Raw genomic sequence first — 23791 nt, 5'->3', positions numbered from 1 at the left:
TTCCTTTTTTATTTTCCTGCGCGGATAAAGCCAGAGAAGCCTTTGTCAGCAAAGAAGCTTTTCATCATCGCATAAATATCATTACCATATGGCTTCATCAAGGCCTGAGCTGCTAGTTCCTGTAATTCGTGGCTGTCCGTATGCCGAAGTAAATATTTAACTTTCGCCACATTGGAGGTATTCATACTCAAACTTCGATATCCAAGACCGACCATAAGCAGAGCGCCAATAGGGTCGCCAGCCAACTCGCCGCAAATACACACAGGTAACTTAAGTTGTTCACAAGTTTGATGGATATGCTCAAGCGCCATCACAACAGAAGGGTGCATCGATTCATAAACGTCAGCCACCCGAGCATTATTTCGATCAACCGCCAGCAAGTATTGAGTGAGATCGTTGGTTCCTATAGATACAAAGTCGACTTTTTCTGCGATAAGAGGCAATAAATATATCATTGAAGGGACCTCAACCATGACTCCAATCGCTGGCATAGCAATTCTACTGTCTTGCTTAGCAAGTTCTTGATGAGCACGTTCGATCAACTCCAAAGCACTATCAAGCTCCTGAGTTCCTGAAACCATGGGAAGTAGAATACTGAGATTTTGATGATCGACGCTCGCTTTCATCATAGCTCTTATTTGCATAACAAAAATATCAGGATGATCAAGGGTAAAACGAATTCCTCGCCACCCAAGGAAAGGATTATCTTCCTCGATAGGGAGGTAAGGTAAAGCTTTATCTCCCCCTATATCTAAAGTGCGCATTACAACACGCTTATCAGGATAAGTGCTAAGAACCGATTTATATTGGAGAACCTGCTCCTCCTCAGATGGAAAGCGGTGGTGGAGTAAAAAAGAAATTTCAGTTCTGTATAAACCCACACCATCAACGCCTTGATTTATCGCTATGTTAGCATCAGCGCTAAGTCCGGCGTTGAGCATTATTTCGATACGTACATTGTCCTTGGTCTGCGCAGGCTCAAGAGCTTTTTGGTTAACTAAGGTGGCAAGCTCCCCCTCTTCTTCAACCAACTCTCGATATTCCCTCAGCAGTTGGTGATTAGGTGAGATAAATAGCTTGCCACTGTACCCATCAACGATGCCATCCCTACCATTAATTTCCCTTAGGTTTAACGTAACCCCCATCACAGTGGGGATACCGAGAGCACGAGATAATATTGCTGCGTGAGAGTTTGCCGCACCTTCAAGAGCGACAACGGCAAGTAACTTTTCTCTCGGTATGGATGCAAGTAATGTTGCTGTCAACTCACGAACGACCAGAATTACAGGTTTTTCAAATTCTGGTTGACACCTTTCGGTATTTTGGAGAAAAAAAAGTAGGCGCTGTCCGAGTTCTTTCACATCCTGAGCCCGTTCACGCATATACACATCTGACATTTTTGCAAAGCGATTAGAATAATTCTCAACCACTTGCCTCAATGCCCAGTCAGCTCGGTCTCCTTTTTGCACCTGACTTTTGAGATCCTTGCGGAGCATAGGGTCATTGAGCAAGTGGGTAAAAAGATCAAAGATAGCCAATGCGTCTTTATTGATTTCACCATCAAACTTTTTTCGCATTCTACGAAAATCACCGAGAGCTTCTTCAATCGCTAACAGTAATACCTCTTGCTCACGTTCGATATCTAAAGTGGATGCTGGGTACACCTCTGATAAATCAACTAGAGTGTCATCCCAACGAAACTCGCCAATTGCAACACCAGAAGAGGCAGCAATACCTCTAATATCATCTTGACCTTTCTCTAGACGCCATTGGCCTTGGCTTTGGGCATGAGCAATAATCACAGCTAACTGAGCCGCAAGCGTTACTAAAAATGACTCTTCAATTTCATTGAATTGACGGGGTTGCCTTTGCTGAACGACTAAAACGCCAAGTACTTGCCTGCGGTAAATAATGGGGGTGCCAAGAAAGCTGTGATAGATCTTCTCACCAAGTTGAGAGAAGTATTTGAAATTAGGGTGCTTTGAAGCTTCTGCAAGATTTAGAGGTTCAGCACTACGCTTAACTAAACCGACCAGCCCTTCGCTGAAGTTTATGTGGATTTTTTTTCCTTTGAATTTAAGCCCCTGTGTAGCCATCAACTCTAAACGCTGCATGTCTTCATTGGCAAGGTAAACAGTACAGCACTCAGTCTTCATAGCACTGCACGTTTGAGTAACGAGAACCTTTAAGGCCTGATGAATATCATCTAATTTGGATACCTGTTCAACAATGTCCCTTAGTTGAGAAAGCATGTCTACCCTCTTCTATGCTTATGCTTATGCTTGCGCTTACCTTTCGCTTTACGCTCCTTAAATGGCATAGCCACCGAAGAGAACTCTTTCATTGCCCTGCGGTAAACATCCCGTTTAAAAGACACCACTTGCCTTACAGGGTACCAATAACTTACCCATCGCCAACCATCAAACTCAGGGGCATTTCCTCGTTGCATATTAATCCGTGTTTCATCACAGTCCAAACGAAGAAGAAACCATTTCTGTTTTTGTCCAATACAGACAGGTTTGGAGTCCCAGCGAACCAATCTTTTGGGTAACTTATATCTTAACCAATGACGACTCGTTGCTACTATCTTAACATCCTTATCAGTAAGACCAACCTCTTCATATAACTCCCTATACATTGCCTGCTCGGGAGTTTCACCATCGTCAATTCCTCCTTGAGGAAATTGCCATGAATGTTGTCCGTATCGTTTAGCCCAGAAGACCTGACCATGGTTGTTACAAATTACTATCCCCACATTCAAGCGGTAACCATCGCCATCTATCACTGGCCAACCTCTAATAAATTCTTAATTACTGTGATTTTTCCACATATCCCCAGATGTAGCAAACTTACTCTTCCAATTGACACATAAAACATGCACTGCAAAGCAATTTATGAATAGAATCCCTACTACTAAATAGTTATTCACATTACAATGCGATGCTCACCACATTTATTCACCTTTTCTGTGTATAAGTATGTGAAGAATTCAAAAAACAGAGAACAACTTAGTCTTAACATTAAAACCAAAGATAAATTTCTCGACCAAATAAGAATACAAATTTAATTAAAATCAGAATGTTAAATGTAAACTTATAGTGGTAACACTGAACAGTTAAGGTTAGAATCACTACTCAAACTTAGATCGGTCAAAGATCCATCAAGGCTCAATTTATCCACAAAATGATCTTACCAAAGGCAAAGATTTCGCAAAAAACAAGCCCTAAATCATCAAAAAAACCTGTTTATTCATACACTCCCCCATTTACATTTTACTATGTACCTACATAGGCTGTGGATAAGTTGATTGCTGATGATCTTTCCATCTATTAAGATCAACAGTAGACACTTTTAACTATAAATCCGATACACTAACGTCGTACTAAAGATCAAATAGACACTATGAAAATTGAGCCAAAATCTGAGCAAGAGCTGTTCAACCGTTCAATGGAGCTAGCTGGTGTTAGCTTTAAAGAGCTAGCACAAGAAGCCAAGCTCACTGTTCCGCCAAACCTAAAAAAAGACAAAGGCTGGGTGGGACAGCTGTTAGAATGGCACCTAGGTGCTACCGCAGGAAGCAAAGCTGAGCAGGATTTTAAGCACCTAGGAATCGAACTAAAAACCATCCCTGTGAGTTACACTGGTAAACCATTAGAAACAACCTTTGTATGTGTGGCACCATTAACTGGGATTCAGGGGTTAACATGGGAAACTAGCCACGTATGTAATAAGCTTTCTCGAGTACTATGGGTTCCAGTTGAAGGAGAGCGAGAAATCCCTCTTGCTGAACGCCGTGTAGGAACACCACTTATCTGGACCCCTAGTAACGAAGAAAATGCTCAACTTAAAGCTGACTGGGAAGAGCTAATGGAAATGATCGTACTAGGTCAAGTTGAAAAAATTACCGCTCACCACGGCCAAATTCTGCAACTGAGGCCCAAAGCAGCCCACAGTCGCGCTTTGACGGAAGCATATGGGGCTTCAGGAAAACCTATTATGACATTACCACGTGGTTTCTACCTCCGTACGCAGTTTACCTCGCATATTTTGGCAAACAACTTTTGCTAGTGTGTCGTTAGGGACAACTCAACATCATTGTACAATGGTCCATCTCCAGCCCCGCATTCATCATAAGTATTATGCAAGCGCAAGTAAGCTTTCTCCACCCCGAGCTTTAACAGTGCTTCTCTAACCAAGTCCAAAGACTCGAAGTGGATAGGTTCATCTTTTTCTTTGATCGGCTCTAATCTGTGTTTATATTCCACTGCAAGCAGGTAGTGTGAGAGATCAGAACACCCGATCACAAAAACTCTTGGTGGCTGATAGCTATCTTTATGATGGCCATGGATCCATTTATCTAGCTGACTTTTTTGCATACCTCACCTCCATGTTAAATTTTAGTTAAAACCAGCAGTTTTGCGAAATTGTTACTAAGTTAGATTTCATCTGGTGTTTCGATATCCTATATTGGTATAAATAGCGATTAGGGTAAGGAAGATTCATGCAATACAATAAGTTACCTCACTCATCTCTTGAAATCAGTCAAATATGTCTCGGCACTATGACCTATGGTGAACAAAATTCAGAACGAGAAGCATTTGAGCAACTAGATTATGCACTAGAGCGAGGAATAAACTTTATAGACACAGCGGAGATGTATCCAGTCCCGCCCAATTCAGAGAGTCAAGGATTAACCGAAACATACATTGGTAACTGGCTGAAAAAGTCTGGTAGAAGAGAAAAAGTCGTACTGGCAACCAAAATAGCAGGCCCAAGAAATATACCCTACATCCGTGATAATATGAGCCTTGATAGGCGTAATATTCATCAAGCAATCGATGGCAGTTTGAAGCGACTGCAAACGGATCATATAGACCTTTATCAGCTTCACTGGCCACAAAGACGAACAAATTGCTTCGGCCAACTCAATTATCCATATCCTAGCCAACAAGAGGATGTGACCTTAATCGAGACTTTAGAAAGCCTAGCTGGTCTAGTTCAAGCAGGAAAAATACGTTATATCGGTGTTTCCAATGAAACACCATGGGGTGTCATGACTCTGCTCCGTTTAGCAGAAAAACATGAACTTCCGCGTATTGTTTCTATCCAGAACCCATATAACCTTCTGAATAGAAGCTTTGAAGTAGGATTATCAGAAATTAGTCACTATGAAGGTGTTGAGTTATTAGCATACTCACCACTCGCATTTGGATGCCTTAGTGGTAAATATCTAAATAATTCTCGTCCCAAAGGAGCTAGATGCTCGTTATTTGAGCGTTTTGTGCGTTATTTCACACCTCAAGGAATTCAAGCAACGGAATCTTATGTAAATTTGGCAAGAAAACATGGTTTAGAGCCAGCACAAATGGCCTTAGCGTTCGTTAATCAAAGACCTTTCGTCGCTTCTACCATTATAGGCTCAACCAATTTGGAACAGCTAAAAGCAAACATTGATAGCCTAGACATTGAGCTCAGTGAGGAGCTACTTACTGAGCTTCAAGATATCGGAACAACTTACTCCAACCCATGTCCTTAAAGAAAAAGCCAGTTAGATAAACCAACTGGCTGTAGTTTGGGGCCAATTGAAACTCAATTGGCCCGATAAATTACGTCGGTATTCGCGAAGAGAGCACTCGTCGAAGGTGGCGAATACGGCGTTCGGTTTTCACATCATCAGGGACAGTATCTCCAATGCAACGGCCACCTTTTTCTAAACCTACATCACGCATAAGGTGCTCGTTAGCAAAAGGGATTTGAAATGCAGCACGACGAACTCGACGTTTCCACTGTCTTTCTTCACGACGTAAATCAATTTTAACTAAGAAAATAGCAAGTTTTAAATAAACAGAATGACTCATAATGATTCTCCAATCGGTGTGGCCGAGGAAAGTCAACGAGTAAACCTGAGGTAGGCTTTATTTTAATTCGCTGCTCTCTCCGCAGCCAATTAAAATAAATAGACTCGGATTAATTAAATTACTTTTTTACTCTTAAAATCACAGGCACCGGATGTAGTGCTTTTATCTGAGATAAAGAAAAAACCAAAAGTAGAGGCATTGATCGATGGTACAAATTTGAAATGTGTCATTGTTCGCCTCCAAGAAAATAATTAATCCATTTAATGTGGGTGTAATTTTTAAATCACATGACAATTCTATGCATATTGAGTTATATTTCAATGTGTTTTTATCAATAACTTATAATAAGAAACTTTCATCTGAATTTTATCCCATCAAGATAAGTGAAACGTAATATTTCTCTTAAGATAAATGAAAATAGCAATTTATCTACTATGAATAGTCGTACAAAAGAAATATAACCACATTATAAAAAATGTGGTCGTATCCCATCATACCTAGCTAGCAATATCGGCAATTAAGTTATGCTTATTGAGCAACCTGTACATAGTAGCACGCGAAACACCGAGCTCTTTCGCTGCCATGGCAACTTGCCCTGAGTGCGATTCCAGGACGAGCAGTAATGCGTCCCTTTCACTACTCTCACGTATGCTCTTTAAACTGCGCTTCACTTCACTTCGCTTGGGCAAATCTAGGTGTTGCTCATCCAACATAACAGTGTCTGACATTAGAACAATGCGTTTTATCTGGTTCATTAACTCGCGAACATTTCCAGGCCAGTGGTATCGAGTAAGATCGCGAACCGCTTTTTCAGTAAAACTTCTTGCCTGAGCATTATATTCTTTAGAGTATTCTTGGAGAAAATGACGAGCTAAAATGGCAATGTCACACGCTCGTTCTTTTAAGCTTGGTACATTAATACGTAATACGTTGATGTAATGGTATAACTCATCATTAAAATTACCATCCATTAGCGCCTTTTCAATATCACCAGAATTTGCGGCTAAGATGCGAACATCTACCTCTTTTATTCCTTCTTCTGTATCTATAGTGCCTTCCTGCAAAAATCGTAATAGATTGAGTTGCTGAGAATGAGGTAAAGTCAGAATATCATTAAGTAGAATCGTTCCGCCATCCGCTTTCTCTAGAATTGATGGCTCAGATAAATCATCTCGATTAATACCAAAAAGATCACTTTCCAACCTTCTTTCAGACATTGCACGGCAGTTAACCGAAATAAACTCTTTCTGAGAACGAGATGATGTTTTATGCACTGCTCTAGCAACCGTTTCTTTACCGGTACCACTTTCTCCGTAAATCAAAATACTGACATCAGTTGGTCCTATACGTTTAATTTGATCACGTAGACGTTTCAATGGAATTGAATTGCCAATTAGTCCCATATCGTCATTGCTACCGTAATGAGGCCATACTTTCTTCTCTAGCTTTAACATGCCAAGTTGATGACCAATAGTACTCAATAACTGAGCGTCTGGTATTGGGGCTGTAAAAAAGTCGATACAAAAGTTAACAATGAACTGGCAAATAGTATCAGAACTTAGCTGAGATTCTCGGATAAATGCAAGCCAACGAACTTGCTTATGATTGCTAACTAAATTTGCGATACCATTAAGACTAAATTCATCGTGACTCAAATCAACGATACCAATACACGGTCCTGTCTCAGTAAATAATGAATCCGCTTGACGCAAGTCTGCACACTGAGTACAGCGCCATCCGACCTGCTCTAGGACTGATAACCATGGTTCATATGTCCCGCCTACAACAATCAGTGAACCAGGAATAGAGTCCATTCGGAATTGACTAGCCATGCAATACATCCCTTTCATTTTTTTGAATTGTAATAATGTGTTCCCGAAAACACGCTAACGCAAACGTTACATTATCGAGACTCGCCTAGATAATCTGTCTCAAGATTAAGACTAGTGAGTGAATTATATAATTTACAGAAAATTTTTCGCTATAGAACTGATGGAAGAATCAATAAAGCCTCGCAAAACGAGATATTGAGCCAAATTCTCCTATAAACACCTGAATAATATAAGTTTTAAACTGAGTGATCTCTAATGGGCTATAGGAAAATATATTATTACTAATTTAAATAATTTCAAAGTGAATTTAAAAACAAAAAAATGAATAAAAAACCACCAAGCACATGCTAAGTTTATCTAGTTAGTAACAAGATCATGATGCTAAATATCGCTCTGCCTGTTGTGCTTTATAGTCACGCACATCCTTAACTAACATGACAATAACAAACAAACTTAAAGTTATGTTCGACATGGGGTAAGCGATCCATATACCTGTAATACCAATTAACTTCGGCATTATATACAGAAATGGTAATTGAATGGCGATATTTCCTACAGTAACAAACATCGCTTTTGATCCTTTATTAATTGCTTGGTAATAAGCTGCAGCGACCACTAGAAAACCATCAAATGCTAGTGCAAATAAATGTAAGCGAATCCCTATAATAGCATTTCCAATCAAGGCTTCATTGGTGTGATTAAATACTGATACAAACTCTTTGGGAAATAGGTTCAATAAGCACACAGCTCCCAGCCCAATGGTTACTGTGCTTATTATTGCCATTCTAAGTAACTTTCTGACATTTTCTTGCTGGTTAGCCCCATGATTATAACTTACCAGCGGCTGCATACCATTTGCGATGCCCTCTGCAATGAGGTAGTAAACCGTGACAATATAGCCAAGGATCGCATAAGCCCCAATGATCATCTGATCACCATAATGTGAAAAGAGACTGTTGTGAACAGCAATCATAATTGCACCGTAAGCGTACATAAAAAAGCTTGCAAAACCAATGCTGACTATCTTAGGTGCCAAATATAACTTGGGCCTTAGATCTGACATGCGAAGACGCAATGTCGCTTTATGGGAAAAAAAATAGAGCACACCGACTAGGCTTACAAACATCTGAGCTAACCCAGTAGCGATAGCAGCACCGGTTAATTCCCACCCCCAAAGGGCAATGAAAACATAGTCAAAAAGAATATTAAGCAAAGCGCCTACAATCATCAAATAAGTGGCAAGATTAGGACTATTGTCATTACGCAATAAAAATGGCATCGCAATGGATCCCAGCGTAAACACACAAGCAAGGATAAGAACCTCCAAATATTGCAGCCCCAACTCAAATATACGCTCTTGAACCCCTTGCCAGCGCAGAAAATCGTCAGATAACCAGTACAAACCACTGGCAATAATTGGCATCAACAAACCTAGTAGTAATAAGCCTGTCGAAAGAACTTGTTTAGCTCCTTTGCTATCTTGTTGGCCTTGATGGATGGAAATAAGCGCCCCTGTTCCGACACCAACCATCATACCTATAGCTAGAATAGAGCCAATGATTGGCCATGCGACGTTGATTCCTGCTAAGCCATCAGCCCCTACATAACGACCTATAAATATACCATCCACAACTTGGTAAAAACCTGAGACTAGCATTGCTAATACTGTTGGAAAGGTATATTTAAAAAACTGACGATGTATCGATATTTGCATAGAAAACCATTGTATTAGAACAGGATAAGCGATATAAATCACGCAAGTTCATTGTTTAGTGCCTAGTTTAATATAGGGGTAGAAAACTCTTTGTTTGATTGTTAGTTCTTTGTTTAGCGCCTATGTGCTGTGCTTTTACGTAACTTGTTCTTGCAATAAAAAACCGCAGCATGATTAAACTGCGGTTTCAAACTTAAATAAATGGGTTAGAGGGATGCTTGTTTCTCCAATGAACTCGATAATTCCCTTTTCTGTATTTGCTCATAGATTCCCTGAAGCTCAAGAAATGCATAGCGATGCTCAACATAATCAAAAACGTTGAAGGAAATCGCTAACTTATAGAAAGAAACGGCTTTGGCTAAATCACGCTCAGTTCCCTTTGACTGATAACGTTTACCCAAATAAAAATATGCTTCCGTCAATCGTTGTGCCCGAACCGTTCTATCTTTACTCGTACCGTATATTGCATTAAATGCATCTTTTTCAGAAACTTCGCCTAACATGATTGCAACAAGAAACCACCCCCATTGCCTGTCAGCATTTTTATAGCTTAGTTCTAGCTCTTGTTTTGCAACATCAGGATAGACCTCAGACTTCACTATATAAAGCCATAAAGCTCTGAAAGGGTCAGTCGGATCTTGATCATAGTGCTTTTGCATATCTTCAAGGGCTAACTCAAACCGATCGCCATAGTACAAAGCAATTGCCCTGTTTCGGGCAGCGTAAACATTATCAGGTGCCAATTCTAAAGCGGAGTCAAATGCATCATACGCAGCATCAAAGTTTCTATTCTCGGTAAAGTAAACACCGAGTAAATTAAACAAGTCGGCTTGAGCAGGGACAATAGCCAACGACTGTTCATAATCCAGCCTTGCTAAATTTCTCAAGCCTACACTATCGTAATAATTCCCTCTTTCAAAGTACATCTTAGCTCGAGTTTCATTTGGCAAATCATTCCTTTGAAGCAATTGACTCAACCTAGCGATTTGCACTTCTTGCTGTAATGTTGGTTGCAGAGCTTCCACCATAGGAGGTAATACCCAATCGGGTTGACGGTCAATCAAAGAGGAACAACCTAGGTTACCCAATAAAGTCATGCTTAATATGGCAGCTTGAAACCATTTCACAGATAAATACTCCTATCGCTAAAACCCTGATTACCTAATAGGCATAAAAAAGGGAGCTCAATGCTCCCTTTATAACATGCTTTAAGCCAAATAAGCTAATTACTCGGCATCAACAGATGGTTTATCTGCTACCGTTTCTTCAGCAGGCTTTTCAACTGCTTCTTTCATGCTAAGACGTACACGCCCTTGACGATCAATTTCAAGCACTTTAACCTGAACTTCTTGACCTTCAGTGAGGTAGTCAGACACTTTCTCAACACGCTTCTCCGCGATTTGAGAGATGTGAACCAGACCGTCTTTACCCGGAAGAATAGTAACAAATGCACCAAAGTCAGCAAGGCGAGCAACCTTACCTAAGTATATACGGCCAACTTCAACTTCTGCTGTGATCTCTTCGATACGACGAATAGCTTCTTTAGCTGCAGTACCTTCTGTAGCCGCAATCTTGATCGTACCATCATCTTCAATTTCTATAGTAGTGCCTGTCTCTTCAGTTAGAGAGCGAATAACAGCGCCACCTTTACCAATCACATCTTTGATCTTTTCAGCACTAATCTTCATCGTATGGATACGAGGTGCGAATTCAGAGATATCTTCACGAGCATCAGAGATGGCTTCATCCATCACTGACAGAATGTGCTTGCGCGCGCCTTGAGCTTGGTTAAGCGCAATTTGCATGATCTCTTTAGTGATACCTTCGATCTTGATATCCATTTGTAGTGCAGTGATACCTTCGTTAGTACCTGCAACTTTAAAGTCCATGTCGCCTAGGTGGTCTTCGTCACCAAGAATGTCAGAAAGGACAACAAAATCATCACCTTCTTTAACTAGACCCATTGCAATACCAGCAACCGAAGACTTGATTGGTACACCAGCGTCCATAAGAGCTAGGGAAGTACCACATACAGAAGCCATTGAAGAAGAACCGTTAGATTCTGTGATTTCTGATACAACACGTACTGTGTATGGGAACTCATCGACAGAAGGCATGACAGCAGCAATACCACGCTTAGCAAGTTTACCGTGGCCGATTTCACGACGCTTAGGAGAACCAACAAAGCCTGTTTCACCAACACAATATGGAGGGAAGTTATAGTGTAGTAGGAAGTGATCTTTACGCTCACCCGTTAGCTCGTCAATAATTTGCGCGTCACGCTGCGTACCTAGTGTCGCAGTAACAAGCGCCTGTGTTTCACCACGAGTAAATAGTGAGGAACCGTGAGTACGAGGAAGAACGCCGGTGCGAACATCAAGCGCACGAACCATATCTTTTTCACGACCATCGATACGTGGATTACCAGCGATGATACTACGACGTACTACCGTCTTTTCTAGATCATGGAAGATGGTGTGGATTTCTTTTGTGTTTGCTTCTGGATTTTCAGCAAGCAGCACTTCGTTAACTTCCGCAGCGATCTCGTGGATGCGATCGTAACGCGCCATTTTTTCAGTAATTTGGTATGCTTCAACAAGCTTAGTTTCTGCAAGTTCAGCTATCTTAGTGTTAAGCGCTGTGTTCTCTTCTGGTGCAACCCAATCCCAAGCAGGTGTCGCGACTTCAGCTTTAAACTCGTTAATCGCTTTGATAACCGCTTGCTGTTGGTCGTGACCATATACTACCGCAGATAGCATTTCTTCTTCTGTTAGGTTATCCGCTTCAGACTCAACCATAAGTACCGCAGACTCAGTACCCGCAACCACAAGATCTAACTTAGAAGTCGCCAATTCAGTCTCGCTTGGGTTAAGCACTAATTGACCATCAATATGACCAACACGAGCAGCACCAATAGGGCCGTTAAACGGAATACCAGAGATAGCAAGAGCCGCAGATGTACCTATCATGGTAACAATATCTGGCTGAACATCTGGGTTAACAGAAACGACAGTAGCAATAACTTGCACTTCGTTTTTGAACGCATCAGGGAAAAGTGGGCGAATTGGACGGTCAATAAGACGAGCCGTCAAAGTTTCACCTTCTGAAGGGCGGCCTTCACGCTTAAAGAAACCACCAGGAATTTTACCTGCAGCGTATGTACGCTCTTGGTAGTTTACAGTTAATGGGAAAAAGTCTTGACCTTCAACGGCTTCTTTTTTACCAACAACAGATACAAATACGGCTGTATCATCCATAGTGACCATTACTGCTGCGGTCGCTTGACGAGCAATAACGCCAGTTTCTAGAGTAACGGTGTGGTTACCGTACTGAAACGTTTTAACAACTGGTTTTTCGAACATTGTTATTCCTTGGTTCTGAAAGCCCCAAACTGACTCTCAGAGTGTGTTAAATGACACTCAAGACACTACAAATCGCGACTAGTAAAAATGCACTATTTGAGCTCCACCAAACCGGTGAGCAGTAATGACATTTATAATAGCCGCGACCTTTTGGTCGACGAGGTTGACTGTAATGTAATGAGCTATACCTTGACGAACTCATACAATAAGAGAACGTGCGTGCGTAGTATAACGAGTTAAATTTGATTTGGCTAAATTTAGCCAACAAAAAAGGGGCAAAAAGCCCCTTTTTCGACAAACTGTTCTATGCAATCGCTAAATTAGCGACGTAGGCCTAGACGCTTGATTAGGTCATGGTAACGATCTAGATCTTTACCTTTTAGGTAGTCTAGAAGCTTACGACGACGAGAAACCATACGTAGCAGACCACGACGGCTGTGGTGATCGCCTTTATGTGCTTTGAAGTGACCTTGTAGGTGGTTAATAGAAGCAGTAAGTAGAGCTACTTGAACTTCTGGTGAACCTGTGTCGCCTTCGCCACGTGCGTAGTCAGCAACGATTGCTGCTTTAGTTTCTGCATTCAGAGACATAATTCTCTCCTAATAAGAGTAAGTTAAACATTGTGCCAGCCAATCTCTGATTCAGCCGACACGAGAAGCGCGGATTATAGGCGATAGGCTTTGCTTAAGCAATAGAAAATTCATCATCGACCCTATCACCCTGCCGCACCATCAATAGCATTATTTACATACGCTTTATGCTTAGCCCAATAAACAATGGTTCGATTCACTCTTCATTCCTATCTGCCGCATTTCTGTTACACTTAGTACAACATATCCTATCTTTCTGAAATAACAGGAATCTGCATGAAAATTGGCATTATAGGTGCAATGGAGCAAGAAGTTACTCTCCTTAAACAAGCAATCGCAAACATGACACAAGCATCTAAAGCAGGTTGTACCTTTTTCTCGGGTCAACTTGATGGTGTAGATGTGGTTCTTCTCCAGTCTGGCATTGGCAAAGTTGCAGCTGCTATTGGAACGACAATTCTTTTAGACGAATATCAGCCAGATATTGTGATCAACACGGGGTCGGCCGGAGGCTTCGATTCATCCTTGAGCTTAGGCGACGTAGTTATTTCTACAGAGGTACGCCATCATGATGCCGATGTCACTGCATTTGGCTACGAAATGGGCCAAATGGCGGGCCAACCAGCAGCCTTTTCCGCGGACTTGAAATTAATGGATGCGGCAGAAAAAGCCTTATCTCAAATAGAAGGCAAACACGCTGTTCGCGGGTTGATTTGTACAGGTGATACCTTTGTCTGCTCTAGCGAAAGACAATCCTTTATTCGCCAGCATTTCCCATCTGTGGTAGCGGTAGAAATGGAAGCGTCTGCAATTGCTCAGGTTTGTCATCAATTCAAAGTGCCTTTCGTCGTTGTTCGCGCAATCTCTGATGTTGCAGATAAAGAATCTCCGATGAGTTTTGATGAATTCCTACCTTTAGCAGCGAAAAGTTCATCTGAAATGGTATTTAAAATGGTCAACCTGCTCAAAGCATAGTAACAACGGAAGTGCTGATGAACGTGGAAACTCTCTTTAATCAGCTCTACTCAAATGGCGCCTTACTGGTATTGTGGGGCGCTTTACTGTTTCATCTTATCCTTCCTTTTCCACGCGAAGCTCACCCAGCGATTCTATGGCATAAATTTGCAGAGCAGCTCGCTGATAAGGTCAATACTAACTCAAGTTATTCGCAAAGCATGCTATCTGGCACGTTAGCAATGCTGCTCATGACTCTCCCCATGCTTGCCCTTCTTATTGCACTTAAGCCACTGGTATGGCAAGCCCAATTATTTGATTTGGCTCTGCTGCTACTCGCGATCGATTGGCGCAATACAGATAAGTTCACCAACCAATTTGTGCTGGCTTTGGCAAGAGAAGATAAAGAACATGCCAAAATGCTTCTAACTCCGATCGTTAATCGTTCTACTCGTTCATTGTCATTACTGGGTTTGGGTAAAGCAGGAGCGGAAACCCTTATCATGTCTTACGGAAGAAATGTTGTTGCAGTACTGTTTTGGTATGCGTTGGCGGGAGGTATGGGAGCTTTTCTTTATCGTATGACTGTTGAACTAGCCAGAGCTTGGTCTCCCTCACGTAAGCGATTTTCTCCTTTTGGTGTTCCGGTTATTCAATTGGTTGCTATCTTGGACTATGTCCCACTGCGCCTTTTTGCTCTCATGATAGCTATTGGCGGAAGAACTCGAGAGGTCTTTGCCCTTCTCAAATCACAAGCAAGCACATGGCCACTACCAGGGCCTGCATGGTTACTTGTTTCTGTCGGAGCAAAACAACAGCTCTCTTTAGGTGGCCCTGCAATGTACGATGGAAGTAAGGCGGTTCGAAGTAAACTTGGCGGCAGGATTGCCCCCTCTGCGATTCATATTGCCCAAGTACAGCGTTTACTCGCATGGCGAATGTTTGCTTGGATAGTACTGCAAAGCGTTATCATGGTCGCCGTATATCAAGGAATTTAAATGCTGTTTCAGCGCCTAGTTTTATTATTAATTCTTTTCACGACAAATTTATTCGCAGCACCCGTCGAACGCGTAATAAGTTTGGCTCCTCACATCACAGAGCTATTATACGCTGCGGGCCTTGGAGATAAGTTAGTTGCTGTAAGTGAGTACAGTGATTACCCACCCCAGGCAAAGCAGATTGAAACTGTAGCGAATCATCAAGGCCTTAAATTAGAGCGCATTATCGCACTTAGACCAGATCTTGTGGTCGCATGGCCTGGAGGAAATCCAGCTAAAGAAATAGACAAACTCAAAGCATTTAATATCAATGTTTACCCTATAAATATTCAGTCACTAGACGATATTGCCAGTTATCTTGAAAAACTTAGTTTGTATGCCGCTGATCCTGATATAGGCCAGCAGGCTGCAAAAAGCTTTAGGCAGCAACTGTCCGAGATAAAACAAAAATACCAAGTGGACACTCCTATTCGCTATTTCTATCAGTTGAGCGAACAACCACTTATGACGGTCGCCAAAAACCATTGGCCAAGCGAAGTTTTTTCTTTTTGTGGTGGAGTCAATGTATTTGAGAATAGCCCGGTTCCCTATCCACAAGTGGGTAAAGAACAAGTTATTTTGAAAAACCCGGATGTGATTTTCGCATCACAATCTTCCTCAGCCACCTCTTTATGGGCAAAGTGGAAGACACAAATGACAGCGGTGCAAAACCATCATATCTGGTCTATCAATTCAGACTGGTTAAGCAGACCAACACCAAGAACCCTCAAAGCCATTGATCAAGTGTGCACTTATTTTGAAACTTTGAAAAAATGAGCTGTTGCAGATAAAAACTCGCATCAAAAAAGGTCACCGAAGTGACCTTTTCTTTTTACATTATTGCTTTGTTACTTGATACAAAACATCTTTGAGCAATTCAAAGTCATTTGCTAAATCCTCTGAAAGTAACTCCATTGCGGCATGTTTTGCTAATGGACCTGGAAGGTCAATATCTGTTCCCAAGATATCATCAACCACTTCCTTAAACTTAGCTGGATGAGCCGTGCATAAGAAAAGCCCTGTTTCGCCTTCTTGTAACTGCTCACTCAGCACGCGGTAAGCTATTGCACCGTGAGGTTCACAAAGGTAGCCTTTCTCATAAAGCTCTTGTACAGACTCAGCACTTTGTGCATCAGTAACGGCTCCTTTACCAAGCGTTTCTAGCCCCCACTTTTTAACGCGACAAAGCTCTTCAATGCGTGGCCAGTTATTTGGCTGACTCACATCCATTGCGTTTGATGTGGTAGCGATTGTAGGTTTCGGCGCCCATTGTCCCGTTTCTAGGTATCGAGGAACAGTATCATTGATATTGGTCGCGGCGATAAAACGTTTGATCGGTAATCCCAATGCCTTTGCCAAAAGCCCTGCAGTTAGGTTACCGAAGTTACCACTTGGAACGGACACAACTAGGTTTTCACGCTGCTCTTTACTCATTTGTGCAGCGGCTTCAAAGTAATAACATATTTGCGCCATTAAGCGACTGATATTTATTGAGTTTGCTGAGTTCAAACCTATATCATCACGCAGCTTTGCATCATCGAACGCTTGTTTAACGAGTGCTTGACAGTCATCAAAGTCACCATCAATGGCCACGGTATGGATATTCTTACCTAAAGTACAAAATAGCTTTTCTTGTAGTGGACTAATTTTTCCTTTCGGATACAAAATGACAACATTGATGTCTTCCATTCCATAAAAAGCATGCGCAACAGCGGCACCAGTATCACCAGATGTAGCCGTTAAGATAGTGATCTTACCGCCGTCTGAAACTGTTGCCAGAGATTGAGCCATAAAACGGCCACCAAAATCTTTAAAAGCAAGTGTGGGGCCATGAAATAGTTCCAATGCATAAACATCATCACTTACAGCTTTAATCGGTGCTGGGAACTGAAAAGCCGCATCAACCATGGCATTAACTGTTTCTTGGGATAGCTCATCACCAATCAAAGCAGACAGTATTTTAGTGCTACGAGAAACAAAATCTTCAGCTAATAACGCGTCAATATCACCAAATTTTGGTAATTCTTGTGGGAAAAATAAGCCTTGATTCCGCCCCAAGCCTTGACGAACGGCTTGAGCAAAAGAGACTTTCTGATCATTTTCTTTAATATTGTAAAGCTTCATAGCTCACTTCCTGTAACTTTGGATCCCTGTTTGTCTAACTGACAAATATGAACGAATCCTTCTTTATTTTGTACGTAATTTTGTTCGAGCCACCGAGCCACTCTCTCGGCAACATCTTTGTCTTTACAAACACTAAACAGTGTTGGGCCACTGCCTGATATGCCTGTTGCTAAAGCTCCCGCTGTCGCAGCATACTGTCTCGCCTGTGAAAAGTTTGGTAATAGCTTCTCTCGATATGGCTCAGCGACAACATCTTTCATCATTTTTGCCGCCAGTTGTGGCTGGTTAGAGTGACAAGCATGAATAAACCCTGCCAAATGGCGACCATGAGCAATAATATCTTGGCGACGATATTGAGATGGTAAAATTTCACGAGCTTCGGCGGTTGAAACTTTAATACCTGGGTAAGCCATGACCCAATACCAGTTATCAAAACAAGGAACTTCTTGACTGATAATACCAAGCTCTTCCAACATTAATTGCACGCCACCTAAGAAGCATGGAGCGACATTATCATAGTGGACTCCACCGGATATCTTCCCTTCCATTTCTCCCATCAGTGCAAGCAGCTGTGTCTTATCGAGTGGATTGCCATGAAATTGATTTAACGCATCTAAAGCTGCAACTATCGAGCAAGCGCTAGAGCCTAAACCAGACCCAATCGGCATATTTTTCTCAAGAGTCATCTCCACAGGCAGTAAAGCAACACCTTTTTTGTCCAGCTCTCTAGCAAACACCTGCCAGCAGTCGTAAACAATATTTTCTTTAGGATCGGTTGGCAATTTTGAAACAAAATCCCCAGCTGTTAATAGGTTAAAAGGCTCATCACCTGCCTTTATCATGACTCGATCGCCCAGCAATGTACCGTCAATTGGAGAAACGGCTGCACCTAGGACATCAAAGCCCACACTAACATTACCAATCGACGCAGGAGCGTAGACAACGACATCCATACCATTACTCATTCGATTAAACCCCTAGTTTCCATCCTAATGTGCGCATTACATCTGAGAATACACCAGCTGCTGTCACTTCTGTGCCCGCACCATAACCACGCAGAACAAGCGGTATTGGCTGATAGTAGCGACTGTAAAAAGCCAGCGCATTTTCACCATCTTTTATCTTGAACATAGGGTCATTGTCATTTACTGCGGAGATACTTACGCGGCACTGACCTGCGTCAATTTCTCCCACATAGCGCAATACTTTACCCTCTTCAGCCGCTTTAGCTGATAACTGTTGGAAATAGACATCAGCTTCAGGTAACCGAGCCATAAATTCTTCAACATTGCCTGAATCATCAAAACTAGGCGGCAGTGCTTTTTCTACAATGACATCTTCTAGTTCTAGATTCATTCCAGCTTCACGAGCCAGAATCAACAATTTACGCGCAACATCCATACCAGAAAGATCATCTCGAGGATCGGGTTCAGTAAAACCGTTTTCTTTCGCTATGTTTGTTGCTTGGCTCAATGTCATACCTTCATCTAACTTGCCAAAGATGTATGACAGGGAACCTGAAAGGATACCACTAAAGCGTTCAAGTTCATCACCAGCAGAAATAAGATTCTGTAAATTTTCAATCACAGGTAATCCTGCTCCAACCGTTGTCTCATACATCAATTTACGACGAGAACCACGAGCTATTTCACGAAGTTGATGATAATAGGCCATACTCGCCGTATTCGCTTTCTTATTAGGTGTCACGACATGAAACCCTGCGGCTAGAAAATCGGCATATTGACCCGCAATCATCTCTGATGAAGTACAGTCAACCAAAACAGGATTAATAATATGGTTGCGTTGTACCAATGAAGTAAGACGGGCAAGGCTAAACTCTTCGCTGACATCTTTCATGCGATCTCGCCAGTGTTCTAGTGGTAAGCCTTGGCTATCAAGCAGTAGGCCTTTACTGTTTGCGAGTCCACAAACTCTTATCACTATACTTTTTTCCGCTAACTTAGCTTGCTGGCGCTGAATTTGATCAACCAATTCACCCCCAACCCCTCCCACACCAACGACAAACACATCAAGAAAATGTTTAGAATTGAACAAGTTCTCATGACACGCCTTGATCGCTTCTGAAATTTTATCCTCTGGTATCACTGCAGATATAGCACGCTCTGAAGAGCCCTGGGCAATTGCAACAATGTTGACATTCACTTCAGCTAATGAAGAAAAGAACTGTGATGCGACCCCTTTCGAAGTACGCATTCCGTCGCCCACCAAAGTCACAATGGCGACGTTATCGATAAAATCTACAGGCTCAAGTAAGTCGTCTTTAAGTTCCAACTCAAATGCATCGTTGAGTGCTTGCTCTGCCATCGCTTTATCTGCAGACTCAATACAAAAGCTGATGCTGTATTCTGAAGAAGATTGGGTGATTAAAACAATCGATACGCGCGCCGATGACATAGTACCAAACACTCGGCTTGCCATGCCCACCATGCCCTTCATGCCCGGCCCAGAAACATTGACCATTGTGAGATCGCTGAGCGTTGTAATTCCCTTGATCGATAAGTTATCTTCACCGGTATCTTGACCAATCAGAGTGCCTGCACCTTGGGGGTTAAAGCTGTTTTTAATTAAACAAGGAATATGGAACTGAGCAATAGGGGCAATGGTTTTAGGATGCAATACAGATGCACCAAAATAAGATAGCTCCATTGCTTCTTGATAGCTCAGTGACTTAAGCAAACGAGCATCATCAACCAGTCGAGGGTCACAATTGTATACACCATCTACATCCGTCCAAATCTCGCAGCATTCAGCACGCAGGCAGGCAGCCAAAACCGCCGCAGAATAATCAGAGCCATTACGGCCTAAAGTGACAAGCTCTCCCTTTTCATTACCTGCTGTAAAACCAGGCATGATATTGACATAGCCTTGCGGCAAAGGGTTTTGACGAAAATTCTGAGTAGACACCTCAACATCTACCATAGCTTCTAAGTGCTCACCTTGTGCATAAAGGTACTTCAAGGGATCAATTAAGCTAGCTGACTGGCCTTTGGCTTCCAGTATCGCTTTCATGAGTTGAACAGATATCCGCTCACCCTTACTTATTATCCGAGCGTTAACATTACTTGGGCACATACCTAATAGGTTTATCCCATGAACAAACTGTCGCAACTGATTCATCGACGTTTTGACCTGCTTGTCGAAGTCAGAGCCATCCATGTTTGGCAGCGATTTTTTTATCTCTTGATAAAGCTCCTGAAAAGAATTCTCTAGATCAGCAATTTGCGCCTCTACCTGACCATTTTTTAGGGTCCCATCAATAACAGCAACGAGTTTATTGGTTGTTTTTCCAGGAGCTGAAAGCACAACTGAAACTTCTTCTTGCTGAGAGTTGTTAGCTATAATATCCGCTGCTCGTAGAAATCTATCTGCGTCAGCTAACGATGAACCACCAAACTTTAAAACACGCATTCCTTCCTCCAAATGCTTGTAAATAGGTATAAAAAAAGGCCTGTATCTCTTGGGATACAGGCCTTTTTTTGAATTTATTTCGCTTAGCAGCCCGCCCCAACATATGTAATGTCGGTAATAATAATGGTTGTGGTCATTACTGATAGGCTTAAATAATGCATCTGCGATTTTTCGATAATAATGTGTCTGCTTACCCTTACGTTTAACCTATTCCTTTATCATGAGTCAACGTTTTTTTTATTTTTTTTATTTTACTCTTCCAATTGAGCTTCTTTCAGTCCCATCAACAAGTTACATTAGATACATTTAATATAAAACTTGTTTCATAATTATTAATTCATCATTTTATCGAAAATGCGCCTAGCGATGATCGTATTTTATGCTTTAATTGATCCTGCAGTGGGAATTAAAAATGAGGGAGCGACAAATGAAAAAACAATTAAATCTTATCCTCGCTCTAATGGCTTGTTCAACGGTAGCCGCCGAACTTCCCACTTTGCCATCTCAAAAAAAAGTATCGCCACACAAGCTTTTTCTATCTAGCGAAACAAATCACTACGATTTTGACACGTGGAAAATTGATGGTGGTTATTCTTATAACCTCTTCAATAAAATAGATTTCTACGTTGGAGCTCGTATCAATCAAAGCACGTCAATCAACGAAAGTGGTTTTTTAAGTGGTGTCAGCTATCAAGTGACTCCAAGGGTATCAGTACAAAGCAGCCTACACTCTTACCAAGATGACAACAAAACTCTGGGCAATGAAACCATGATCTCTGCCGAGGTCTCGAGCAGAATGAGATTGACCGAAAATCTAGATCTACATGCGACACTTGAACATCAAGAATTACAACAAGAGTTTGAAGTGGGGATCGGATTTCGGTTTTAAGTCTCACAACCCAAAACCAACTACCATCAACTCCAATCGAGTAGCTCAGTAGACATAAGTACACCATTCCAGTCCGCGTATACATAGTCACCAGGCTGGATCATCTGGTTATGAATCGTTAGGGTCACATTCATTTCACCTGCACCACGTTTTTCTGTCTTAAAAGGACTAGTACCTAACGCCTTGATACCAAAATCCATTTCTGCCATCACGGCTACATCTCGAATGGCTCCATAGATAATCACGCCTTCCCAATGATTATCAATAGCTAGAATCGCCAACTTATCTCCTAACAAGGCTTGTTGACAGGAGCCATGACCATCAACGATCAATACTTTTCCTTTACCATCTTGACTTAAAACCTCTCTTACTTTTGAGTTGTCGTGATAACAACGGACTGTGACTATTTCTCCCCAAAAAGCACATTTACTACCAAAAGTGTGTAAAGGTATGTCCAATAAAATAACTTTGTCTTCATGTTTATCACATATTTCCGGTGTTATATCTTTCATAATACCTCCTTGCCCCTTGAACATACCTTAATCACTATCTTGACGTAATCACTATCTACAACGCTGCAACCAACCACCAAGGTTGGCTTTTGCTCCATCGGCGAAGCAAGAAAGTAAAAACAGCTCATCTTTTACTACATAATAAATAGCATTCTGCTGATACTTTTGCCCAAGCTCCAAAGCTTGTTTCTCTGAGAGTGCAACAGCAAAACTGGCTTCTGCCCAGCGAAAATTCCTATCCCCAACCAAGACTTCACTAAAATAAGTATGACCAAATTCTTTGACTAGGTTGTGATTGAAACGATCATTTTCCAATTTGGACCGCCACTGACTGTTGGGGTTCCACGCGGTGATAATAGCGAATTCACTCAGTTCAGGCTGACAAATAAATTTAAAATAAGGATCTGAGTACTGTTGCCACAGAAGTGCATCTATTGTCATACTGATTATGCTTTAGTTATGTTATCGGCGATTAATTTTTGTTACATTCTAACTCTTGATATAAATCAATAAAGTGAATGGAATTAACATTCTGACATTGTTAGCATGCTGTTAACATTATAGAATTCGCAGCAAAGACTAATAGAAAAAGCGTGAGCATAAGGGAACTCAAATACGCATTGAACCCATGGAAGGCGGGCAACCAAAGAAACAATGTACTTTTTCAGTCTTTGGTTTATTATCAGCATCACATTACCTGTATGTTAGGTTTTTGCCTAGAATTTATTCTATTAGCACAGTTTTTTCACAAGTTTAGGTACCGCCAATGCAAACCCCGCACATTCTTATTGTTGAAGATGAGCAAGTAACTCGTAACACTCTAAAGAGTATTTTTGAAGCAGAGGGATACGCTGTTTTTGAGGCCAGTGACGGTGAAGAGATGCACCAGGTGCTGTCTGACAATCAGGTTAATCTGGTCATTATGGATATTAATCTGCCCGGGAAGAATGGTCTTCTGCTGGCACGAGAGCTTCGAGAGCAAGCCAATGTCGCACTCATGTTCTTGACTGGGCGTGATAATGAAGTTGACAAAATTTTGGGCCTTGAAATAGGTGCTGATGACTACATCACTAAGCCATTCAACCCTCGCGAACTTACAATTCGAGCTCGCAATCTGCTTAGCCGTTCAATGAGCTCTAGCGCTGTAAACGAAGATAAACGCAGTGTAGAAAAATATGAATTTAATGGTTGGGTTTTGGATATCAATAGTCGCTCACTTGTTAGCCCAAGTGGTGATGATTACAAACTTCCACGTTCGGAGTTTAGAGCTCTACTTCACTTCTGCGAGAACCCAGGCAAGATCCAAACACGAGCGGATTTGCTTAAAAAAATGACTGGCAGAGAACTTAAACCTCATGATAGAACCGTCGATGTGACGATTCGAAGAATACGTAAACATTTTGAGTCAGTTTCAGGAACGCCAGAGATCATTGCAACGATTCATGGCGAAGGCTATCGCTTCTGTGGTGATCTAGAAGAATAAATAATAT

21 protein-coding genes and 1 other annotated feature are annotated in these 23791 nt (G+C 41.6%); of the genes, 7 read left to right on the top strand and 14 right to left on the bottom strand.

The annotated features are described in order from the left end of the window. Window positions 1-8: 8 nt before the first annotated feature. Window positions 9-2252, bottom strand: coding sequence for a phosphoenolpyruvate--protein phosphotransferase (gene ptsP / locus AAFM34_RS02605; protein ID WP_341659681.1), 2244 nt, complete (start codon window positions 2250-2252; stop codon window positions 9-11). Window positions 2253-2254: 2 nt separating this feature from the next. Beyond that, a complete protein-coding gene (rppH, locus tag AAFM34_RS02600) occupies window positions 2255-2785 on the bottom strand; it encodes an RNA pyrophosphohydrolase (RefSeq protein ID WP_341659680.1) in 531 nt (176 codons plus the stop codon). Between the two features lie 617 nt (window positions 2786-3402). On the opposite strand from rppH, the gene mutH reads away from it, so the two are divergent. After that, window positions 3403-4068 carry a DNA mismatch repair endonuclease MutH gene (mutH, locus tag AAFM34_RS02595; RefSeq protein WP_341659678.1) on the top strand — a complete coding sequence of 222 codons (666 nt, stop codon included), beginning with the start codon at window positions 3403-3405 and terminating at the stop codon, window positions 4066-4068. Here the strand turns inward: mutH and AAFM34_RS02590 are convergent. Continuing rightward, window positions 4065-4376 (bottom strand): DUF6482 family protein, encoded by a 312-nt coding sequence (locus AAFM34_RS02590; RefSeq protein WP_341659676.1) that lies wholly within the window; start codon window positions 4374-4376, stop codon window positions 4065-4067. The two genes, mutH and AAFM34_RS02590, sit on opposite strands and share 4 nt — an antisense overlap. A 125-nt stretch (window positions 4377-4501) precedes the next feature. Here AAFM34_RS02590 and AAFM34_RS02585 point away from each other — a divergent pair, with 125 nt between their 5' ends. Further along, window positions 4502-5536 (top strand): NADP(H)-dependent aldo-keto reductase, encoded by a 1035-nt coding sequence (locus tag AAFM34_RS02585; RefSeq protein WP_341659674.1) that lies wholly within the window; start codon window positions 4502-4504, stop codon window positions 5534-5536. 70 nt (window positions 5537-5606) lie between these two features. On the opposite strand, the gene AAFM34_RS02580 is transcribed toward AAFM34_RS02585, so the two are convergent. The 6 genes from AAFM34_RS02580 to rpsO form a co-directional block, all read right to left on the bottom strand. Then, window positions 5607-5858, bottom strand: coding sequence for a DUF1127 domain-containing protein (locus tag AAFM34_RS02580; RefSeq protein WP_341659672.1), 252 nt, complete (start codon window positions 5856-5858; stop codon window positions 5607-5609). Between the two features lie 497 nt (window positions 5859-6355). Continuing rightward, window positions 6356-7690 (bottom strand): cyclic-di-GMP-binding transcriptional regulator VpsR, encoded by a 1335-nt coding sequence (vpsR, locus tag AAFM34_RS02575; protein WP_341659670.1) that lies wholly within the window; start codon window positions 7688-7690, stop codon window positions 6356-6358. A 373-nt stretch (window positions 7691-8063) separates the two neighbouring features. After that, window positions 8064-9404, bottom strand: coding sequence for an MATE family efflux transporter (locus AAFM34_RS02570; RefSeq protein ID WP_341659780.1), 1341 nt, complete (start codon window positions 9402-9404; stop codon window positions 8064-8066). A 206-nt stretch (window positions 9405-9610) separates the two neighbouring features. Further along, on the bottom strand, window positions 9611-10531 hold the full coding sequence (gene nlpI, locus AAFM34_RS02565; RefSeq protein ID WP_341659667.1) for a lipoprotein NlpI: 921 nt from the start codon (window positions 10529-10531) through the stop codon (window positions 9611-9613). A 99-nt stretch (window positions 10532-10630) separates the two neighbouring features. Further along, window positions 10631-12766, bottom strand: coding sequence for a polyribonucleotide nucleotidyltransferase (pnp, locus tag AAFM34_RS02560; protein WP_341659665.1), 2136 nt, complete (start codon window positions 12764-12766; stop codon window positions 10631-10633). Window positions 12767-13086: 320 nt separating this feature from the next. Then, entirely contained in the window at window positions 13087-13356 is a 270-nt protein-coding gene (rpsO, locus tag AAFM34_RS02555) for a 30S ribosomal protein S15 (RefSeq protein WP_006957756.1), read from the bottom strand. Between the two features lie 276 nt (window positions 13357-13632). On the opposite strand from rpsO, the gene mtnN reads away from it, so the two are divergent. From mtnN to btuF, 3 genes are read left to right on the top strand one after another with little or no spacing between them, the layout of a single operon-like run. Then, on the top strand, window positions 13633-14331 hold the full coding sequence (gene mtnN, locus AAFM34_RS02550; protein WP_341659652.1) for a 5'-methylthioadenosine/S-adenosylhomocysteine nucleosidase: 699 nt from the start codon (window positions 13633-13635) through the stop codon (window positions 14329-14331). A gap of 23 nt (window positions 14332-14354) precedes the next feature. Then, complete coding sequence (locus AAFM34_RS02545) at window positions 14355-15308, top strand: cobalamin biosynthesis family protein (RefSeq protein WP_341659778.1); 954 nt, start codon at window positions 14355-14357, stop codon at window positions 15306-15308. Then, complete coding sequence (btuF, locus tag AAFM34_RS02540) at window positions 15309-16124, top strand: vitamin B12 ABC transporter substrate-binding protein BtuF (RefSeq protein ID WP_341659650.1); 816 nt, start codon at window positions 15309-15311, stop codon at window positions 16122-16124. 60 nt (window positions 16125-16184) lie between these two features. Here btuF and thrC read toward each other — a convergent pair whose 3' ends face one another. The 3 genes from thrC to thrA are packed head-to-tail and all read right to left on the bottom strand — an operon-like array spanning window position 16185 to window position 20900. Further along, window positions 16185-17471 carry a threonine synthase gene (gene thrC, locus AAFM34_RS02535; RefSeq protein ID WP_341659648.1) on the bottom strand — a complete coding sequence of 429 codons (1287 nt, stop codon included), beginning with the start codon at window positions 17469-17471 and terminating at the stop codon, window positions 16185-16187. Beyond that, complete coding sequence (thrB, locus tag AAFM34_RS02530) at window positions 17468-18424, bottom strand: homoserine kinase (protein WP_341659776.1); 957 nt, start codon at window positions 18422-18424, stop codon at window positions 17468-17470. Before thrB ends, thrC begins: the two co-directional genes overlap by 4 nt. Before the next feature lie 16 nt (window positions 18425-18440). Beyond that, the gene (gene thrA / locus AAFM34_RS02525; protein ID WP_341659646.1) at window positions 18441-20900 is read right to left on the bottom strand and encodes a bifunctional aspartate kinase/homoserine dehydrogenase I; all 2460 of its coding nucleotides are present in this window, start codon (window positions 20898-20900) and stop codon (window positions 18441-18443) included. Window positions 20901-20929: 29 nt separating this feature from the next. Then, window positions 20930-21048, bottom strand: a sequence feature (Thr leader region). 279 nt (window positions 21049-21327) lie between these two features. Between thrA and AAFM34_RS02520 the strand changes: the two genes are divergently transcribed. Next, window positions 21328-21789, top strand: a complete 462-nt coding sequence (locus AAFM34_RS02520; RefSeq protein ID WP_341659644.1) for a hypothetical protein — start codon at window positions 21328-21330, stop codon at window positions 21787-21789. Window positions 21790-21815: 26 nt separating this feature from the next. Here the strand turns inward: AAFM34_RS02520 and AAFM34_RS02515 are convergent, their stop codons facing one another. Next, window positions 21816-22301, bottom strand: a complete 486-nt coding sequence (locus AAFM34_RS02515) for a putative 4-hydroxy-4-methyl-2-oxoglutarate aldolase (RefSeq protein WP_341659641.1) — start codon at window positions 22299-22301, stop codon at window positions 21816-21818. Window positions 22302-22352: 51 nt separating this feature from the next. Next, window positions 22353-22742: a DUF3293 domain-containing protein gene (locus tag AAFM34_RS02510; RefSeq protein ID WP_341659639.1), complete on the bottom strand. Its 390-nt coding sequence runs from the start codon at window positions 22740-22742 to the stop codon at window positions 22353-22355. A 325-nt stretch (window positions 22743-23067) separates the two neighbouring features. Here AAFM34_RS02510 and arcA point away from each other — a divergent pair, with 325 nt between their 5' ends. Continuing rightward, window positions 23068-23784, top strand: coding sequence for a two-component system response regulator ArcA (arcA, locus tag AAFM34_RS02505; protein WP_341659637.1), 717 nt, complete (start codon window positions 23068-23070; stop codon window positions 23782-23784). The last annotated feature ends 7 nt before the right edge of the window (window positions 23785-23791 follow it).

The sequence above is a fragment of the Vibrio sp. genome, from assembly GCF_038138445.1.
Classification (GTDB): Bacteria; Pseudomonadota; Gammaproteobacteria; order Enterobacterales; family Vibrionaceae; genus Vibrio.
Note: the sequence above shows the minus strand (reverse complement) of the source record. Positions and strands in the feature narration are given on the sequence as shown.

What these genes read in the sequence shown, in the direction of transcription:
- ptsP (WP_341659681.1), bottom strand. Translation starts at nt 2,252, where the DNA reads ATGCTTTCTCAACTAAGGGACATTGTTGAACAGGTATCCAAATTAGAT.
- mutH (WP_341659678.1), top strand. Translation starts at nt 3,403, where the DNA reads ATGAAAATTGAGCCAAAATCTGAGCAAGAGCTGTTCAACCGTTCAATG.
- AAFM34_RS02590 (WP_341659676.1), bottom strand. Translation starts at nt 4,376, where the DNA reads ATGCAAAAAAGTCAGCTAGATAAATGGATCCATGGCCATCATAAAGAT.
- AAFM34_RS02585 (WP_341659674.1), top strand. Translation starts at nt 4,502, where the DNA reads ATGCAATACAATAAGTTACCTCACTCATCTCTTGAAATCAGTCAAATA.
- AAFM34_RS02580 (WP_341659672.1), bottom strand. Translation starts at nt 5,858, where the DNA reads ATGAGTCATTCTGTTTATTTAAAACTTGCTATTTTCTTAGTTAAAATT.
- vpsR (WP_341659670.1), bottom strand. Translation starts at nt 7,690, where the DNA reads ATGGCTAGTCAATTCCGAATGGACTCTATTCCTGGTTCACTGATTGTT.
- AAFM34_RS02570 (WP_341659780.1), bottom strand. Translation starts at nt 9,404, where the DNA reads ATGCAAATATCGATACATCGTCAGTTTTTTAAATATACCTTTCCAACA.
- pnp (WP_341659665.1), bottom strand. Translation starts at nt 12,766, where the DNA reads ATGTTCGAAAAACCAGTTGTTAAAACGTTTCAGTACGGTAACCACACC.
- rpsO (WP_006957756.1), bottom strand. Translation starts at nt 13,356, where the DNA reads ATGTCTCTGAATGCAGAAACTAAAGCAGCAATCGTTGCTGACTACGCA.
- mtnN (WP_341659652.1), top strand. Translation starts at nt 13,633, where the DNA reads ATGAAAATTGGCATTATAGGTGCAATGGAGCAAGAAGTTACTCTCCTT.
- btuF (WP_341659650.1), top strand. Translation starts at nt 15,309, where the DNA reads ATGCTGTTTCAGCGCCTAGTTTTATTATTAATTCTTTTCACGACAAAT.
- thrC (WP_341659648.1), bottom strand. Translation starts at nt 17,471, where the DNA reads ATGAAGCTTTACAATATTAAAGAAAATGATCAGAAAGTCTCTTTTGCT.
- thrB (WP_341659776.1), bottom strand. Translation starts at nt 18,424, where the DNA reads ATGGATGTCGTTGTCTACGCTCCTGCGTCGATTGGTAATGTTAGTGTG.
- thrA (WP_341659646.1), bottom strand. Translation starts at nt 20,900, where the DNA reads ATGCGTGTTTTAAAGTTTGGTGGTTCATCGTTAGCTGACGCAGATAGA.
- AAFM34_RS02520 (WP_341659644.1), top strand. Translation starts at nt 21,328, where the DNA reads ATGAAAAAACAATTAAATCTTATCCTCGCTCTAATGGCTTGTTCAACG.
- AAFM34_RS02515 (WP_341659641.1), bottom strand. Translation starts at nt 22,301, where the DNA reads ATGAAAGATATAACACCGGAAATATGTGATAAACATGAAGACAAAGTT.
- AAFM34_RS02510 (WP_341659639.1), bottom strand. Translation starts at nt 22,742, where the DNA reads ATGACAATAGATGCACTTCTGTGGCAACAGTACTCAGATCCTTATTTT.
- arcA (WP_341659637.1), top strand. Translation starts at nt 23,068, where the DNA reads ATGCAAACCCCGCACATTCTTATTGTTGAAGATGAGCAAGTAACTCGT.